The sequence below is a fragment of the Desulforadius tongensis genome (assembly GCF_016907915.1).
GTDB lineage: Bacteria > Bacillota > Desulfotomaculia > Desulfotomaculales > Desulfohalotomaculaceae > Desulforadius > Desulforadius tongensis.
Genome location: NZ_JAFBCW010000014.1, coordinates 1 through 18,191, shown reverse-complemented (window position 1 = coordinate 18,191; position 18,191 = coordinate 1). Strand labels below are relative to the sequence as shown.

The window sequence follows — 18,191 nt, the reverse complement described above, 5'->3', positions numbered from 1 at the left end:
ACTGCAGTTACTGACTAACACATCCGGTATATTTAAACCATAGTTTTTCTATTTGTTTGCGGGTATTTTCCCAAGAACCGCTGTTATCGATAATTTCATGGGCATATTTTAAACGATGGGATTCCGGTAATTGTGCATTGATGCGTTTTAACGCTTCATCTTTGGTAAGGTTGTCCCTTTCCATGACCCGCTGCAATTGAGTACCGGCATCGATATGCACCACCCATACTTTGTCCACAAGTTTATGCAGTCCCACTTCTATTAACAGCGGCGCCATTAATAATAGCATATCTTGAGGCGAATTACTATTCCTTTTAAATGCATTTATTTTATTTAAAACAATTTCAGTAATTCTGGGATGGGTGATACCGTTTAATTTTTGTAAAGCTGAAGGATCGTTGAAAACTATAGCGGCTAATTTTTTCCTGTTTAACGTTTTATCAGTGTGCAAAACGCCCGGTCCAAAGGCACGCACGATTTCTCTTAGAGCTGGGCTGCCGGGAGTGACTACTTCTCTGGCTACGGCGTCGGCATCTATTATCTTTGCTCCCAGCTGAGCCAGGTAGTTAGCTACTGTGGTTTTCCCACTGGCTATACCGCCTGTTAATCCTATTACAGTCATTTTTATCACCTGAAATTAATTTTGTAATTCTAGTTTTTTTACTAAAATTAACAGATTTTAAATAGCCCCATGGCAATGAGGATGCACCCGGGCAGAACGGTCATTTTCCGGCCGATGCCGGTGGCGGCAAACCCGTTGCCCATTATTAAACCGGCATAAGTTAACATTATATGTCCCAGTCCCACCACTATGCCGGTGAGAATGGGGTTAAACCCCATCATGGATACTGCAAAACCTGCTCCAAAGGCGTCCATGGCCAGTGCGGTACCCAACAGAATTGCCTCCCGGGAACTAATAACACCGGATTTATCAAGATCAGCCTTTGATGGTTCGCGCAGTATTTGAATTACCAGTCCCAGTGCCCGGATGCGAATTTGCATCAGCGTAGTTTCGGTTTTATTAACTTCTTCCTGCTCTTCATTTTTAGTTTCCTGCCAGGCCTGAATCAAAAGCCAGCTGCCAATGCCTGTCAATATTAAACCACCCAGCCGGTGGGCAAAAGTTTCAGACAGTATACTGGCCAGCATGTGGCCAATAGACATAGAAATACTGATGGACAATACCGACATTAAGCTGATAATGATTATCGAGGAAAAGGGAATTTTAATTTTCCGAGCCCCATAGGCAACGGCTGTTCCCAAGGCATCCATATTCAAAGCCAGAGCAAATACGGCTATGGTAAGCAGCTCCAAAAACTTTCCCTCCCGTTACATTAGTCTACATTCATACTATGAGAGGGCATATTTTTTGGTGCATGCTAGACCTTTCTTAAAGCTGCTGGCATTGAGGACAAAAGCATGAACTGCGCCCGGCAACTTTTTTGCGCTTAATAATGCTGCCGCAGCAGTGGCAGGGTTTACCTTCCCGCCGGTAGACTTTTAACATGTTTTGATTGCTGCCGGTGTTGCCTTCCCCGTCTACATAGTCACTAAATGAAGTGCCCCGGTTTTTTATGCCCTGCCGCAGTACGGTTACAATGGCGTTATAAAGATTAACTATTTCTTCAGCAGTTAAATCCCGGGCTGGGCGTTCCGGGTGTACTTTAGCCAGGTGTAAAGCCTCATCGGCATAAATGTTGCCTAAACCGGCCACAAAGGTTTGATCCAGCAATAGGGCTTTTATTTTTGTGCGGCGTCGTTTTAGTTCTTTTTTCAAATACTCCGGGTTAAATTTTTTTTCTAACGGTTCCGGGCCTAATTTTTTCAGTCCGGGCATGTTTGCCAGCTCTTCTTCCGGCAAAAGGTCTATACGTCCGAACTGCCTCATGTCGGCAAAAATAAGCCGTTTGTCATTTTCCAAATAGAATATTACATGGGTGTATTTAGGCAGTTCTGCGTTATCCTTTAATAAAACCAACCGCCCGGTCATCCGCAGGTGGATGACCAGAACTTTATTAGCGCTCAAATATACCAGCAGGTATTTGCCGCGGCGCCCCAGTTTTTTTATTTCACTGCCCATAAGCAGCTTTTTAAAATCCTGGGCGGTGTGGCTCTTAATAATCTTAGGCATCAAAACATCTACATTTATAATGGTTAAACCGGTTATTAATTTTTCCAGCGAGCGTTTAACTGTTTCCACTTCCGGTAGTTCAGGCATGGTGCTGCTCCTCTATGGGTTTTACTTCGTACCAGTTGGGTCCGGTTTTGATATCCACCACCAGAGGTACATCCAGTGACATGGCGTTTTCCATACAATCTTTTACTATTTCTACCAGCTCCGGCATCTCACTTGCGGGAGTGTCAAAAATCAATTCGTCGTGAACCTGCAGCACCATCCGGGCCTGCAGCTTTCTTTCTTCCAGCTCCTTGTTAATGCGTATCATGGCCAGTTTGATAATATCTGCTGCACTGCCCTGGATAGGTGTATTTATGGCCGCCCGTTCTCCGAAACTGCGGACCATGCGGTTGGGGCTGAAAAGATCGGGCAGATAACGGCGGCGGTTTAACAGCGTGGTAACATATCCTTTATCCTTTGCTTCCCTTATTACCCGGTCAATATAGTTTTTCACCCCGGGACAGCGGGCGAAATAGTTGTCAATGTACCGGCGGGCTTCCGCCCGGCTTACCTTAATATCCCGGGCCAAACCGTACTCACTGATGCCGTACACGATACCAAAGTTAACTGCCTTGGCCTTGCTGCGCATTTCAGCGGTTACTTTATCAATGGGCACCCCAAAGACTTCGCTGGCGGTGCGGGTGTGAATATCCTGTCCCTGATTAAAAGCCTCTATAAAGCCGGGATCTCCTGCCATGTGAGCCAGTATCCGCAGCTCAATCTGCGAGTAATCTGCAGTAAGAATTACATTGTTTTTATCACGGGGCACAAACACTTTTCTGATCCGCCGTCCCAATTCCAATCGGATGGGAATATTTTGCAAGTTTGGTTCTGCACTGGATAACCGGCCGGTGGCGGTTACCGTCTGATGCAGTGTGGTATGAATACAACCGGTATTTTTATTGATTAAAGCGGCCAAACCGTCGGCATAGGTGGATTTTAATTTTGTTAACTGCCTGTGCTGCAGTATTTTATCCACTATTTCATGTTTTTCTGCCAGTTGTTCCAACACCGAAGCATCTGTGGAATAGCCCGTTTTGGTTTTTTTAATCACCGGCAGCTCTAATTTTTCAAACAGTATTTTGCCCAACTGGCGGGGGGAATTAATGTTAAATTTTTCTCCTGCCAGTGCATGTATTTCAACGGTCAGTTCATCAATACGCCGGCCCAATTCGGCAGACATTTCTTCCAGCCCCTGCTTATCCACAGCCAGGCCGGTAATTTCCATTTGAGCTAAAACCTTTACCAGGGGCAGTTCCACCTCATAAAACAGCCGTTCTTCCTGCTGCTGTTTCAGCTTATCCCTTAGTACGGGAACCAGTTTTTTTATCACTTCCGCCCTGGCGGGCAGTGCTGCCTCCCCCTTGGAAGGAAGCACAACCCCCAGGTTTTGCAGTGCTATGTCTTCTAATTCCAAGCTGGGGGAAGCGGGATTTAATAAATAGGATGCCACCATGGTGTCGAAACCTAAATTATTTAGCTTTATGCCGTGATGGTGCAGCATCCAAATGGCGCTTTTGCCGTCATGACAGTAAATAATTGCCTGATCATCTTCACAAATTTCCTTTAATACCTGCAAATACTCATCCGGTTTTCCCTCCACCGGCAGCTGGTAGACCTGTTTTCCGGTGGCTATTGCCGCCGCAGACACACCGGTTTCAGCGGTGCCGTTCAGTACAAGAGAAATCCCTTCTGTGTTTTTAACCTCTTCTAATAAAGTATCCAGGTGTTCTGGTTTGGTTATCTTTTGATATCCCACTTTAAAAGTATCCACCGCCGGCTGTTCATGAGCAGCCTTTTTGTTTTTACCGTTTTTACTCCCATCGCTGCCAATTATTAATTTCACCAGAGATTTAAACTCCAATTCGGTAAACAATTCCAGCAGGCGATGGTAATCGGGGGAACGGTAGGTACACTGGGTTAAATCCACTTCAATGGGTACGTTTTGTTCAATGGTAACCAGTTTTTTGGATAACAGTGCCTGCTCCCGGTGCTGCTGCAATTTTTCCCGCTGCCGCTTGGGCAGTTCATCCAGGTGATTAAAAATTTCATCTAAACTGTGGTATTTTTGCAAAAGTTTGGCAGCGGTTTTTTCTCCAATGCCCGGCACCCCGGGAATGTTGTCTGAGCTGTCTCCCGTTAACGCCCGGAAGTCTATAAACTGGTTGGGGTAAATACCAAAGCGCTCCCAAACCTTGCCTTCGTCGTAAATATCTAAATTAGTGATGCCTTTGCGGGTCATTAATACCTTGGTGCGGGGTGAAACCAGCTGCAGTGCATCCCGGTCACCGGTAACAACCAGTGTGTTAAGGCCGTTTTTTTCTGCTTTGGCCACAATGGTGCCGATCAAATCGTCACCTTCGTAACCATCTAATTCAAACACCTTAATATTCATGGCCTGCAGTATATCCTTTATTATTGGAAACTGGGGCCGCAGTTCATCGGGCATTGCCTTGCGGTTGGCTTTGTAGCTGCTGTACTGTTCTGTGCGAAAGGTAACCCTGCCTTTATCAAATACCACCGCCACCAATTCCGGTTGTTCATCCTGTAAAATTTTGTACAGCATATTGGTAAATCCGTAAGCGGCGTTGGTTATTAAACCACGGGTGGTGGTTAAAAGGGGGATGGCATGAAAGGCCCTGTATACCAGGCTGTTGCCGTCCACTACAATTAAAGTATCTTGGGACACGTATAGCACCTACCTCTTTTAATGTTAATTATTATTTCACCGCCTAACTTCCTAATACCTGCCGGCAGGAGATTAGACAGAATTATAGAATTAGTTACTGTTAAAAATTACATTAATGAGGTGATTTTTTTTGTTTAAAAGGCTTACATTTATACTGATAGCTTTTATGATGCTGGTTTGTGTGCAGCCGGCAGCGGCTTTTGATGATTATGTTGATGGTGCCACCACTATTGAAGAAATTTTGGATTACACATTAAACAATCACGTTGATAAGCCGGAACTGGATGTTCTGGTTAATGGTGCCATTGAGGGTATGCTGGAAGCCCTTGACGATCCCTATACCCAATACATGACACCAGATTCACTGCAGGAGTTTTCTGATTCTTTAAACGGTGATTACGTGGGCATCGGAATAAGGATGGAACAATATGAGGGATATGTAAGGGTGGTGGAAGTTTTTAAAAACTCCCCGGCGGAAAAGGCCGGTTTAAAGCACGGTGATGTAATAGTTGCTGTTGACGGTGAAGATATAAAGGATATTCCCCTGGGCTTTGTGGGATTTAAAATCAAGGGCCCGGAGGGCACCGCAGTAAAGTTAAAAATTTGCCGCAACGGGGAGTATTTTGATGCCACTTTAACCAGGGCAGAGGTAAATGCTCCCACTGTAACTTCTAAAGTAATGTTTAATAACATTGGTTACATCAATATCGACAGTTTTGGCGAAAATACCGCCGGTGATTTTGCTGCTGCCCTGCAGGAGCTTAAAGCTAAAAAGGTAAAGGGGCTAATTTTAGACCTGCGTGACAATCCCGGTGGTTATTTAATGGCTGCGGTACGCATGGCCGACCACTTTTTGCCGGTGGGGAAAAAAGTGGTTAGTGTTGTAGATCGATATAACGAAAAACAGGTTTACCGCAGTTTTACACCGGTTGAAGTAAAAGGCTTGCCCGTTGTAATTTTAGTTAACGAGGGCAGTGCCAGTGCGGCAGAAATTTTAACCGGGGCACTGCAGGATCATGGAGTGGCCACTGTGGTGGGCAGCCAAACCTATGGTAAGGGTACTGTGCAGACAGTGTTTAACCTGTCCAACGGTGGGGCACTAAAGCTGACCATGGCCAGGTACCAACTGCCCGGTGGAGAGTTTATTGATGGTACCGGTATAATGCCCGATAAACAGGTTCTTTCACCGGGATTAGCTTTGCATGTAGCCAGACAAATTATACAGCCAACTGATCAGCAGGAAATCATTTTCACCATCGATAAAAATGAAGCCCAGTTAAACGGCGAGAAAATATATATCGTTGGTAAGCCTTACAATAAAGATGGCGTTTACTACGTTCCGCTGCGCTTTACCATGGAAGCGCTGGGCTGTACAGTTAACCTGGATGAACAGCGCAATGGAATACAGGCCACCAAAGGTGATACGGGATTTTTTATTCCCCTGGACAGCGGTAAAACCATTCACCCGGTGGAGTTATCCGAAGGTATTTCTTATATTTCAGTTACAGATTTAAAAAAATTAGGTATTAACTGTACCGTAAAAGATAATACAGTAACTGTAATTGAAGATTAAAGGTATTCTAAAGGGTAGCAGATTAAATTGGGAGGTTAGTTATGCTGGAGTATATCTACTCATTAATTGAAGAAAGTTTTGCCTGGGTGACGGATTTCATTGCTGCCCTTGGTTACTGGGGTATTGCTGTCGGTATGGCCATAGAATCTGCCAACATTCCGCTGCCCAGCGAGTTAATTCTGCCCTTTGGCGGCTACCTGGTGTCCACCGGGCAGTTAAACTTTTGGGGCGCGGTGATGGCCGGCACAATCGGGGGTACTGTCGGCTCTGTAGCTTCTTACTATCTTGGTTTGCTGGGCGGGCGCCCGTTATTATTCAGGTACGGCCGGTATATCGGCATCTCAAGATCGAAAATTGAGCTGGCCGACCGCTGGTTTGCCCGTTATGGCGAGGCTACCGTATTTTTTACCAGGTTAATGCCGATAATCCGTACTTTTATATCGCTGCCCGCCGGGCTGGCCGGTATGAATTTTAAAAAATTTGTAATATATACTTTTCTCGGTTCGCTGCCCTGGAGTATATTACTGACTTATGCCGGGGTAAAACTGGGAGAAAACTGGCAGCAGATTAAGCCCTGGTTTCACCGGCTGGATGCAGTGGTGGCGGTGGCGGTTTTACTGCTGGTAGTCTATTACCTAATTCGCCGCCGGGCCGGTTGGCGTTAAAGGAGTGTAAATACTTGGATGCTTTACTCACCGCACTGCATATCATCCAGCAGATAGATGCGGAAATGTTTATGCAGGTATACCAGTGGCGCCGGCCGTTCTTAGATAAAATAATGCCTTTTATTACTCATTTGGGTAGCGGTGGGGTGCTGTGGCTCACTTGTGCACTGCTGATGTATATAACCGGTTCGGAACAGAAAAAAAGAGCAGCCCTTTTAACGGTGGTTGCTTTAACTTTTAGTTATTTTTTAAGCCAGGAATTATTAAAAAATGTAATTGAACGGGAAAGACCCTATTTAGTATTGGCGGGCATCAAAACACTGGTGCAGCCCCTGGATTCGTATTCCTTCCCATCGGGACACACCGCCACATCCTTTGCCTGTGCTGTGGTGCTGGCAAAATCATGGCGGCGGTTTAAGTGGCTGCCGGTGTTTTTAGCGCTGGCCATTGGTTTTTCCCGGGTTTATGTAGGGGTGCACTATCCCCTGGATGTTATTGCCGGGGCTGTTTTGGGTATAATCTGCGGCCAGTTGGTTGTGCACTGGCGCTGCTTTCAGCTGCCCTTATCATTTCTTTTTGCTGCTGTTAACGGCAGGAGTTCTCATCGGTAGAATTCCTGCCCTTTTGTTTTTTAAAAGCCGATGACAAGAGGTGCAGGACAGCGATTCCCGCACCTCTTTTAAGTACTGTTTAATCTGTGGTACCAGGCCCGTACTTAAGCAGTTCAGATACGGTAACTATTTTATACCCTTCCTTTTCTAAACCGTCTAAAATGATTGGTAAAGCCTCCGGAGTGCGGTCGGTAACGTCGCTGGCATGCATTAAAATAATATCTCCCGGGTGCACTTCTTTTAATACTTTTTCGGCAATTTGGGCGGAACTGCGGTCTTTAAACCAGTCCAGTGAATCGGTGTCCCACTGAATTACGGTATATCCAACTTCATTGGCTGCTTCCAAAACTGCTCCCCTCCAGGCGCCGTTGGGACAGCGGAGCAGTTTAGCTTCTTTGCCGGTGGCTTCTTTAATGTTTTTATGGGCATTAAGAATATTCTCTTTAATTTTTTCTTTGGGCAGCTTATCTAAATCAACATGCTCGTGCCCGTGACTGGCCACTTCATGCCCTTCTGCAGCAATCCGTTTGGATATTTCCGGGTATTTTAAAGCGGCGGGGCCGGAAATAAAGAAAGTGCAGCGGATATTTCTTTCCTTCAAAATGTCCAGTACCGGCTGGGCCACCTTGGTGCCGTAGCTCCAGTCAAATGTTAAAGCCACAACTTTTTGATCTGTTTTTACCCGGTAATATGCAGCCTGCTGGGGTTTTACAATGTTTTCCCCGCTGGTAGTGGTAACATTGTTGGTGCGGATAACGGCTGTTGTCAGCACCACTGCCACCGCCAGAAAAGCTGCTATGATAGGCAACCGCTTTCTCCATTTGTAAAGGTTAAAAGTCCAAACTCGCAAAACTTACACCACCTTATATTATTTTCTAAGCTATACATATTTTGCTAGGGATAATATTAGCACCATGATATTTGTGTAAAAAATGGAATTTAATAAAGGCATAAATAAATACACTCCAAGGCAGCAACAATAAAAAAACCGTAAGGAGGCTTGATGATGTTTAAAAATATGTATTTATATATTTTTTCCATATTCTTTTTGCTCAATGTAATCAACCCCGGGGGGGCATCTGCCGGTGAACCGAAAATAACGGCCCGCGCAGCGATTTTGATGGATGCGGAGACGGGGCAGGTGTTCTATGCCCAAAATGCGGAGAAAAGACGCTCTCCCGCCAGCCTGACAAAGATTATGACCGCCATACTGGCCATTGAACTGGGCAGCCCCAATGACGTGGTTGTTGTGAGCAAACGGGCACAAAATATTTACATCGGTTCACAAATATACCTTAAAGCGGGGGAAAAGATAAAACTAAGGGAACTGATCAAGGCGGCGTTGATATATTCCGCCAACGATTCCACCGTGGCCATTGCCGAGCATGTGGGGGGCAGTGAGAAAAATTTTGTTCGCCTGATGAATCAAAAGGCGCTGGCGCTGGGGGCTGTTAACACTAACTTTGTAAACACCAACGGTTACTCTGTGCCCAACCATTACTCCACCGCCTATGATTTAGCAAAGATAACGCGCTATGCCCTGCAAAATTCCACCTTTGCCCAATTGGTAAGAACCAAAGAAGCGACCATCCATTGGGAAAGCGGCAACCGGGAAAAAAAAGTGCGCAGCACCAACCGTCTGCTGCGCAGTGATTACCCCGGTGTGGATGGGGTGAAAACCGGCACCACTGCCCGGGCCGGCAACTGCTTAATTGCTTCGGCCACCCGCGGCAACCGGCAGTTAATAGCAGTGGTGCTGCACAGCCGCAACAGGTATAAAGATGCTGCCAGGCTGCTGGAATATGGTTTTAATGAATTTAAGGAGCAGACGGTGATAGAAAAGGGCCAGATTTTAGGTGAGCTGGAGGTTAAAGAGGGGGTCAAAAGGTATGTTCAACTGGTGGCGGAGGAAACAATGAGGGCTAATTTACCGATTGATGGTAATAATGTGGGGTTAAAAGTAAATATATCAGCCAGCACAACTGCTCCGGTAAAAAAAGGGCAGCAGTTGGGATATGCAGTGGTAACATTAAACGGGCAGGAAGTAGGGCTGGTGCCGCTGGTGGCTAAAGAAAAAGTAAGGAAGCGGGGAATGCTGTTTAAAATATGGCAGGATATATTAAATAGCCGGTAAAACGACCTTGACTTTTAAAAGTTCATATTGCATAATATACCTGCAGTATAGTTGTGGGCGGGTAGTTCAGTGGGAGAACGCTTGCTTGACACGCAAGAGGTCGGAAGTTCAATTCTTCTCCCGCCCACCAGAAAAATCAAGAGTTCCCGGTACCACGGAATGGTGCCGGGTTGTTTTATTTTGGTACTCGATTGAATTATTTTGATGTTTTCGCCTTATTCCAGGGGCCTAGTGGCAAGCCATTCACCAACAGTAACTTTGCTTGGCTCCACATAAGAGCCCTGCTTTAATTCCGACAGCAGCTCACCATTAAGTCTTCTGCTTCCGCTTTCCGGTGGCCGGGTCCTTGCCGGCCTCGATTACTATTTTCTATTTGCCTGTTCCTTCTTGTTTGATATGGCCGGACATACTCATTCATCCCTTAATGTTGTTTTTGGAATATTAGTAACTGCTTGCAATAATGTGGAACAAATGTTCCTGTGCGCATTATTTTGACATCATTTGCTTACATTCCTGCATGGTGAGAGTGATTTAAGAGAAGACAAATTAGCCCGGCTTAGGGTCCGGGCTAATAACTATCTCTTTGTCTTTGTCGCTTAATTTCCGTAAACTTTATACGATATTTAACGTATGTTATAGCGTCCATGCTAGAATTAAATACAGTGAATAAGGAGTAACTAAATAAAAAAACAAATACTGCAAAAAGATTCTTGTTTTGAGACAATATTGATAATATCAGCTTATACGACGTAAAGCCAAAAAGTAATATTGAAAAAACTAATGATATAAGGGTAATGATAAGGGAATACTTAAAAGAATTTATTATTTCAGTGTAGGAACCATCCTCTTCCAAGAAACTAATGAAATCATTGTCTCCAGATGAAATAATTATTGCAAGCGCTGCAAAGTATACAGAAAAAACAATAGATAGCACTGGTATTGCAATGCCATATATATCTTTAGCAAACGTACCTGCAACACTGCTTGGGAGTAACAACCACAATATTAAAGTGATTGCCGTTGCTGTAATAAAGTCCCAGCAGAGGAAAATGTTTTTTAATTTCATTAGTTTCTCATCCTATTCCAAATTTCCTTAAATTTATCAATAATAGCAACGTTAACTTCACTCAAAGTACTATCTTGAGGTACTTTTTCAGTGCTGGCTGTTTTTTTTTCATTATTTTTTAAACCATGTAATTCAGCTTTACCGTATCCGTCACTAGCCATCATAATTTGACCAAACGTTTCGTCTGACTGGTCAATTATTAACCCTTCACTACTATTATATACTGCCCGATATTTTTCCGCACGCATGTTCTTTAGTCTTTCATCTATTTTTTTCCAGATTATTCTGTTGCTAGGGTTAGATGGGTGTAGTGTAATTACTAATGTATTAATTTTATCAAAACTTTTTAATGCTTTAATTATTTCTATTTCTTCATTTACAACTTGAACTTCAGCATCAATAAAAAAGTTATCATTAGCTTCTTCAATTAATCTGGAAAACACATACCTAAATTGGTCTTTTCCTATTCGGTTAGTTATAGATACAATTGCGGCTGTAGAACCCATGCTTTTTAGGTGGTATTTGTACAAGGCAGGCAGGATTAAGACAGCTTTCAGGTTGTGGAAAGGGAAATTTTTTACCCATATCGAAATATTCTTTTGGGGTTACTGAAGTTAAAAAAATTTGCTGCATGAGTAATCACTTCTGCAACAAATGTTGCAATATTTTAGTACCAAAATAAAATGAGAATTTTTCGCAAATTATTTTAGCATTAAAATTATTTGCAGATTATTTAATTTGAGAATACAAGGGTGGTTTAAAGCTTTTAATTTGAGATTTTACAGGATCACAGCTTTTGTTCCAGGTAATTTCAGACTGTTATGAACGCAAAAGCCTAATTATTACAACAAATTTAGAATTCAGCAAGTGGAACGGTATTTTTTACGATGAAAAGCTAACTAGTGCAATCATTGATAGAGTAATCCACCATAGCCACCTCTTAATATTTACCGGTAGCAGTTACAGGCTTGAGAACTCTACCATTAATTGCCAAAAATGTAAGTTGGGGTGCTGCAAAAACTTACAAAATTATTTTGCAAAAACATGCATTTTTATCTTGTAAATAAGGTTTAGAAACAGTGAAGGATTTAAGAGAATTATGGAGAATTTTTACATTAATAGTGTTCACTTGCTGATAATAATTTCCCTGAAACTATGTGCAGATTTAACTTCATCATTGTAACTAAAGTAAGGTGATCTGATGGCGCTAAAAGAACAAATGGATGTTGTTTTACCAGATCAAAATAACTTCATTCACCACTGGGTGGATACTTTATCTAAAGAGGAATTTATAAAATTTAAACACTATTTGCTATCAGAACTTCCTGGGAGTCGCTCAAAGATCGCGAAACCATTGGCAGAACATATCTGGGAACATTACCATGATCGGAAACTGCTGACCAAATCGCTGGAAGAGTTGGGATATTGTACACTGGCCGAGGTTTACCGTGATAAGAGACCGAAAAAAAGAGATACCCGGATGGGGAATTTTGGAGAAATTGTTACCAGTGCCTATATGGAGCAACAGTTAGGTTATCAAGTACCGATTTACCGGTTGCGATACAATCCAAATCCCGAACAGTCGATGAAGGGTGATGATGTCATCGGATTTAAATTTGGAGTGGAAGAAGGAGAACAGCGTATCATTTGTGTTGCCGAGTCAAAAGTAAGAAAGCATTATGATGCCAATATTTTAAATGAGGCTTATGAAGGCATTAAGAAAAGTTATGGTCAGGCTGAACCAACCTCATTGAATTTTATTTATGAAAGATTGATAGAGCGGGGGAATTATGATTTAGCTAGAAAGGTACATTCTTTTTTGAATCATTTTTCTATGAAAAAACCGTACAGTAAAGAGTACCTGATTTTTCTGGTTAGTGAACACCGGCATATTACCCCGACCCAAAACCTCCATAATCAATCGAATATCATTGAAGGATTATCCATCTATGAATTTAAACTGCATGATATACATCCTTTTATCAATGATCTTTTTGAACAGGAGATTGAACTATGATCCCATACGAATTGGCTGATGAACTGGTAAAAGATGTGGAACGTTTTCTTCAATCGCGTTCTTTTAAGAATAGTAAAAACCAAGCTTATTCCCGTTCCGTGCTCATTAATTTACATGCGCCGGAAGAAGAGTGGCCGGATTACAACTTTTCCGTTTCACATCTAGTTGAGGGAGCCCATTATCTGCTAATGAATGCCGTGCTGATGAAGCCCTTTGCAGAACATGCAGAACTTGCTAGAGAAGCATTAAAAGAAGCTGCCGAAGTGCTAGAGTTTCTCTATTCAAATAAAACGGAAAATAAGGCCGAACAGATTCGGCAGTTGACTTTTTCCGCTTTGGCCTATTACATTGCAGGCTTCTATGCGCGTTCGTATGTCCTGATGAAAGAACTGGAGATTCCCACTGATAGTCCTGTGGAATACCGGGCACTCCGGCTGTTGTTTTTGAAGGATATCAAAGTGCTGCGATCCTTGGTATATTTAGAATTAAAGCGTATTAATCTTTCGGATGAAGGATTAAAGGAAAAATGGAATAGTGAGGACGCGGATCCAGATGAAATCATATGGGAATTGGTTCAGGAAACGTACTTTCGTGCATTGTCGTACTATGTGGAGTATGTAAAATGTGGAGAAAAAGCCCTGTTTGATAAGGCAATAAACTTTCTAGAGATTGGTATTGATCTAGCCCGCGAACATCAATTTGTGGATTGGTGGTGGGTTTTTTATTTTACTCGTTATATCCTGTTGGAGTATTGGGACCATTCACTTTGGAAAAATCTCGATTTCCTTTTGGTTCATGAGAACGGGGACTTAGTAAGAAAATATATTATCCATCAATATAAGAGTATGCCATCAGTGATTGAATTGTGGCCTTCCCAAAAGACTGCCGTCCCTCACATTTTTGAACCCGAGCGGGGGGATTATGTATTAAGAATGCCAACCAGTGCTGGGAAAACACGCATTGCGGAATTAACGATACTCCAGTTTTTGTTGGATGAACCTACCAAGTTGTGTGTTTATATCGCACCGTTTCGCTCCTTAGCAGCTGAGGTAGAAAAAGGGTTGAAAAAGATTTTTCATCCTCTGGGTTTTGGTGTAACCGAATTGTATGGCGGTTTTGAATTTGGTCAATTTGAACGATTGATTGTTGAGGAAAGCCGCATTGTTGTGGCAACTCCGGAAAAAATCGATGCATTTTTAAGATATAATACCGATCTGATCGATCAAATTGGTCTGGTGATTGTTGATGAAGGACATATTGTTTCCTTTTCCCATCGCGGGCTAAAGTATGAGATGTTTCTTCAACGGTTAAAACGACTGTTGCAATATAACCTACCGAGGTATTTATTCATCTCCGCAGTTCTGCCCAATACAGAGGAATTTTCCGAATGGTTATGCGGCTCTTCGGAACAGATTATTGCCTCCAATTGGAGACCGGCTCGCTTTCTTACGGCGGAACTGGAATGGAGGAGTAGTGGCGGACGTTTGGAATATCTCGATAATCGACCTTGCTTTGTTCCTCATTTTATTATTCCACGAAATATTCGTCGTGTGAATCCGCGAAGAAGAAATCTCTACCCTCATAATTCACGGGAAGCGATTGTTGAAGCAGCGGTGAAATTTGCGTTAGAAGGAAGTATCATGATCTTTACCGCGCAGAAACGTTCAGTGAAACCTTTGGGAGAACAAGTATTAAAAACATTAGAGATTTGGAAAAAGGAACATCCGGGATTTCAATTTTCCTTGTCAAAAGGAAAAAAAGCACTTTTTAAAGATGCTTTAAAAGCGGCGGTTGAATTTTTAGGGGAAGATCATTTAGTAACCAAGTGTTTAAAAGAAAAAGTGATTCTTCATCATGGGGATCTTCCACAGCCTTTACGTATTAAATTTGAAAACCTTGCCCGCAATGAAGTCGTTCGTTTAATTATAGCGACAACAACGTTGGCTCAGGGAGTCAATTTACCGATCCGTACCATTCTCATTCACAGTTTGCAGCAAGATTACGAGCAACACGTGTCCCCCATTGATTTTTGGAACATTTGCGGTCGGGCTGGCCGTGGGATGAAAGAAAATGAAGGGCATTTGATTTTTTTCGTAGATTTAACAAAACCAAGGAGAGTGATCGAAAAAGAAAAGCAACAGAGAGAAGAACTGTTGAGAGGAATGGATGAAGCTTTTATCGTCAGTGCACTGCTAAAGGTTTTGGTATATATTAGAAACCAATGGAAAAAAATACATGGAAAAGTGGATTTTGATGCGTTATGTGAAGCGTTAGCAAATCAAGATTTTTCATGGCTTCCTGATGAGGAAGTAGATACATTCTATGGTTGGTTAAATGTGTTGGATAGTCAATTACTTGCTTTAACCGCCGAATCGGATATTCAGGAAGTGACACCAGATCAACTGCAGGAGCTATTATCCCATTCATTACTCCATATTCAACTAAGAAGACTTAAAAATCCTGAAAAAGCTTGGGAACAGTGCACTCAAATGCTTGCAGCAAGAACACAGTATATTTACAAAGTTGCAGATTCAGAAACGAAACGAAAAAAATATTATCGATTGGGTTTCTCACCAAGAGATTGTCAAGTGATGGAAGAGCATGAAGATGAACTTTACGACTTGTTTTTTCAAGCCGGTAATACCATAGATTTAGACATCAACAAATTATTAATTGAAATAGCTGTTATTCTTTTTCAATTAAATGATCTAAAACCGAAAAGAGAGTATGATTCTTGGAAAGAAATCATGAATCTATGGTTGGAAGGTTGTTCTGTAAAAGACATAGCAAATCACCCTGAGATTGGTAATGAGATCGATGATCTTTATGCTTTAACTAATTATATTGAAGATGTATTTGGTTATAAACTTCCTTGGGGAGTGAATTCTGCTTGGGTCTATTTGAATGAAATCGCTAAAGAACGCGGAGAAGAACTTCCTCCATTAACGGGCTTTTTTACTCCTATGATTAGATATGGAATTAACCATCCGGTCGCTTGTGTTTTGATGACCTGTGGCGTTGAAAATCGGCGACTTGCCAAGGCGTTAGCGTTACATTATACAGGCAGTCCGTATGACTACAAAGCGATTTCAAAATGGTTCAGCTATTTGTTTATTCAAGATTTTGAGTCGTTTGGATTTGATGAAGATGAAATACTGGAGCTATTGGGTTATCAAAAAGCGTTTGGTTTTCAAAAAGAGGAACCTGATCGTAAAGAGTTTACTCTTACGGTGGATAAGGATGAAATCTACCAGCCAATTGAAGAAAACATGCGCTATGTTTTAGAGGCAAAAGATAAAGATAATCCCCACATGGTGGATCTGTATACTGTTGATCGAAAACTTGTTATCTCAGATATTGAATTAACGGATGATCTGGTAGTATTTATAGCCAGCGAGGATAGTTGGTTGGATTTATCTGTAGAAGAAATCACTGATGAGGATGATGAATTGACAATTCACTTTTTTGTTGAAAAAATGTGATAAATTGGGTTATTGCTAGGTAGACCTCATTGTCAAGATACAAATTTTAAAATTTTAAGCTACAAATATATGTTTGGTCATAGTGATTAATTCTTATTTTTTAAGGTGATAAACCAATCTCTGTTCCCAGATTTGTAATATTTTCCCCGGCACATGCCGCCTCCTTGAAAGTGTTATTTTTCTGTGGAAAGTAAATTTCAGCTGGAGTTTGATAGTCCAATGATTGATGCGGCCTTAAATAATTATAAAATTGCAGATAACGGTTTATCTCCCTACGGGCTTCCTTGGGGCTGATGTATTCTTTGAGATATACTTCTTTGTACTTGAGGCTGCGCCAGAGGCGTTCTGTAAAGATATTATCAGTGGCCCTGCTTTTCCCGTCCATGCTGATGCGGACACCGGCTTCTTTTAGGAGCTTTATATTGAGGGCTGGTAAACTGGCTTCCTTGGTCGCTGTTCATAATCTCCGGCTTGGTTCTGGCCAAGGCTTTCTCTACAGCCTCAATTACGAAAGGTAGCTCCAGAGTTTGATCGAGTTCCCAGCTTACCACGTAACGGGAGTACCAGTCCATGATGGCCACCAGGTACATCCAGCCTTTTTGCGGGTGGATGTAGGTGATGTCAAGGTTTCTGATGGAGATGTCAGGATTATCCCACTTGACCAGGGCCGCGCGTTTAGCCCTGGTCAGATCAGAGACCAGATTTTTTTTCAGCCAGGAAAGTTGTGTTGTTAGTCGCCCAATTTCAGCATATAATTCCTGGATTTGCTTTTCGTATTCCGATTTCACGGCTTCAATTTTCTTGATTTGAAAACAGCTGGGGCAGCTTTTCAACGGCTTCTTTCTTTCAGCGCCTTAGCTGGGTGGTAGTATGGATGCCATATTCTGAAGATATTTCGGAAATTGATTTTTCCTCTTTAAGAATTTCCAGTACAATTTTGCTTTTGAATTCAGGTGAGTAGCGCTTCCGAACAGATATTTGTATCTTAAGACCCCCTGATTTCGTGTCTAAAATCTTGGGTCCATTATAATTTGTTTCCTTAGAAAACACGCCGTTTGTTGTGTCTATTTTTTCGGGGTAAGCTCACTATCATTACTTTAGAACAGCTCAGCCAGAGCATAGTTGAAAATAACATTATTGATGCAGATGCCATTTTTCCCGAATATCGAATTAAAATAGAATTTCTACGTTGTTACATCAGCTGTTTTTAATCTATGAATTGTAAATGAAGAGAACAATATTGTAAAAAGAATATTCATAACAAAAAATTGGATATTGTCAGTAGTAGTTAAGCCTTCTTGGCTAAGCACGCCCATTCCTATTGATAAAAGAGAATAAGGAAAAAACATACCCAATTTTATAATATACATACCTAAACCAATAAATACACAACAGAGACTAATTCCGATAGGAACAGCAAAGCTTTTAATTCGTATAGATAGCCCAAGCTGCAGTGCACTAATGGTTAAAGCTGCAAACCAACCTCTAAGTATCCACCCAATAGTTTCCGAGGGCATTTGAGTAGATAATCCCAATAGTTTACCTGCAATAAAATATAAAATTAAAAAAAATATCTGCACTGTAAATATCAGAATTGCTACGATAGTTAATTTTGTAGTAAACACGTTTCTAATAGATATAGGAGAAGTCATTATAACATTCCAGTTGTTGTTCATATGCTCAATTGTATTTGGCAAGTAGAAATTGCATGAAATGGCAGTAAAAAATGTAGTTATTTGCCAACATCCCTCATTTTTTAAATTTTCATTAATGATTCT

General features: G+C 41.9%; 15 protein-coding genes, 1 tRNA gene and 1 pseudogene. 8 read left to right on the top strand and 9 right to left on the bottom strand.

The annotated features are described in order from the left end of the window. Positions 1 to 7: 7 nt before the first annotated feature. The 4 genes from coaE to polA all read right to left on the bottom strand — a co-directional run bounded on the left by coaE (position 8) and on the right by polA (position 4,865). Complete coding sequence (coaE, locus tag JOC37_RS07055) at positions 8 to 622, bottom strand: dephospho-CoA kinase (protein WP_204617478.1); 615 nt, start codon at positions 620 to 622, stop codon at positions 8 to 10. Between the two features lie 47 nt (positions 623 to 669). Beyond that, complete coding sequence (ytaF, locus tag JOC37_RS07050; RefSeq protein WP_204617476.1) at positions 670 to 1,314, bottom strand: sporulation membrane protein YtaF; 645 nt, start codon at positions 1,312 to 1,314, stop codon at positions 670 to 672. A 76-nt stretch (positions 1,315 to 1,390) separates the two neighbouring features. After that, the gene (gene mutM / locus JOC37_RS07045; protein WP_204617475.1) at positions 1,391 to 2,218 is read right to left on the bottom strand and encodes a bifunctional DNA-formamidopyrimidine glycosylase/DNA-(apurinic or apyrimidinic site) lyase; all 828 of its coding nucleotides are present in this window, start codon (positions 2,216 to 2,218) and stop codon (positions 1,391 to 1,393) included. After that, a complete protein-coding gene (gene polA, locus JOC37_RS07040) occupies positions 2,211 to 4,865 on the bottom strand; it encodes a DNA polymerase I (protein WP_204617473.1) in 2,655 nt (884 codons plus the stop codon). Before polA ends, mutM begins: the two co-directional genes overlap by 8 nt. A 130-nt stretch (positions 4,866 to 4,995) precedes the next feature. Here polA and JOC37_RS07035 point away from each other — a divergent pair, with 130 nt between their 5' ends. Genes JOC37_RS07035 through JOC37_RS07025 form a run of 3 tightly spaced genes read left to right on the top strand, consistent with a single transcriptional unit; the run spans position 4,996 to position 7,714 of the window. Beyond that, positions 4,996 to 6,438 (top strand): S41 family peptidase, encoded by a 1,443-nt coding sequence (locus JOC37_RS07035; RefSeq protein WP_204617471.1) that lies wholly within the window; start codon positions 4,996 to 4,998, stop codon positions 6,436 to 6,438. 41 nt (positions 6,439 to 6,479) lie between these two features. Next, entirely contained in the window at positions 6,480 to 7,103 is a 624-nt protein-coding gene (locus JOC37_RS07030; RefSeq protein ID WP_204617470.1) for a DedA family protein, read from the top strand. A 14-nt stretch (positions 7,104 to 7,117) separates the two neighbouring features. Further along, a complete protein-coding gene (locus JOC37_RS07025) occupies positions 7,118 to 7,714 on the top strand; it encodes a phosphatase PAP2 family protein (RefSeq protein ID WP_204617468.1) in 597 nt (198 codons plus the stop codon). Positions 7,715 to 7,793: 79 nt separating this feature from the next. On the opposite strand, the gene JOC37_RS07020 is transcribed toward JOC37_RS07025, so the two are convergent. Beyond that, positions 7,794 to 8,522 carry a polysaccharide deacetylase family protein gene (locus tag JOC37_RS07020; protein ID WP_238480811.1) on the bottom strand — a complete coding sequence of 243 codons (729 nt, stop codon included), beginning with the start codon at positions 8,520 to 8,522 and terminating at the stop codon, positions 7,794 to 7,796. A 198-nt stretch (positions 8,523 to 8,720) separates the two neighbouring features. On the opposite strand from JOC37_RS07020, the gene JOC37_RS07015 reads away from it, so the two are divergent. Both JOC37_RS07015 and JOC37_RS07010 read left to right on the top strand, forming a co-directional pair. Beyond that, a complete protein-coding gene (locus tag JOC37_RS07015) occupies positions 8,721 to 9,848 on the top strand; it encodes a D-alanyl-D-alanine carboxypeptidase family protein (protein WP_238480810.1) in 1,128 nt (375 codons plus the stop codon). 55 nt (positions 9,849 to 9,903) lie between these two features. Further along, positions 9,904 to 9,978 (top strand) — tRNA-Val (locus JOC37_RS07010). Between the two features lie 438 nt (positions 9,979 to 10,416). Here the strand turns inward: JOC37_RS07010 and JOC37_RS07005 are convergent. After that, positions 10,417 to 10,914 (bottom strand): hypothetical protein, encoded by a 498-nt coding sequence (locus JOC37_RS07005; protein WP_204617465.1) that lies wholly within the window; start codon positions 10,912 to 10,914, stop codon positions 10,417 to 10,419. Further along, complete coding sequence (locus JOC37_RS07000) at positions 10,914 to 11,420, bottom strand: DUF4747 family protein (protein ID WP_204617463.1); 507 nt, start codon at positions 11,418 to 11,420, stop codon at positions 10,914 to 10,916. Before JOC37_RS07000 ends, JOC37_RS07005 begins: the two co-directional genes overlap by 1 nt. Positions 11,421 to 11,710: 290 nt before the next feature. On the opposite strand from JOC37_RS07000, the gene JOC37_RS13245 reads away from it, so the two are divergent. The 3 genes from JOC37_RS13245 (at position 11,711) to JOC37_RS06985 (ending at position 16,413) form a co-directional block, all read left to right on the top strand. Beyond that, positions 11,711 to 11,977: an ATP-binding protein gene (locus JOC37_RS13245; RefSeq protein ID WP_420797282.1), complete on the top strand. Its 267-nt coding sequence runs from the start codon at positions 11,711 to 11,713 to the stop codon at positions 11,975 to 11,977. A 138-nt stretch (positions 11,978 to 12,115) separates the two neighbouring features. Further along, positions 12,116 to 12,931 (top strand): Hachiman antiphage defense system protein HamA, encoded by an 816-nt coding sequence (locus JOC37_RS06990; RefSeq protein ID WP_204617461.1) that lies wholly within the window; start codon positions 12,116 to 12,118, stop codon positions 12,929 to 12,931. Continuing rightward, positions 12,928 to 16,413: a DEAD/DEAH box helicase gene (locus JOC37_RS06985; protein ID WP_204617459.1), complete on the top strand. Its 3,486-nt coding sequence runs from the start codon at positions 12,928 to 12,930 to the stop codon at positions 16,411 to 16,413. Before JOC37_RS06990 ends, JOC37_RS06985 begins: the two co-directional genes overlap by 4 nt. 100 nt (positions 16,414 to 16,513) lie before the next feature. On the opposite strand, the pseudogene JOC37_RS06980 reads toward JOC37_RS06985, so the two are convergent. Together JOC37_RS06980 and JOC37_RS06975 are read right to left on the bottom strand one after the other, a co-directional pair. After that, positions 16,514 to 17,391, bottom strand: a pseudogene (locus JOC37_RS06980) (IS3 family transposase). A gap of 206 nt (positions 17,392 to 17,597) precedes the next feature. Further along, positions 17,598 to 18,191 (bottom strand): ABC transporter permease (locus JOC37_RS06975; RefSeq protein ID WP_204617457.1); only part of this gene is annotated, 594 nt, incomplete at its 5' end.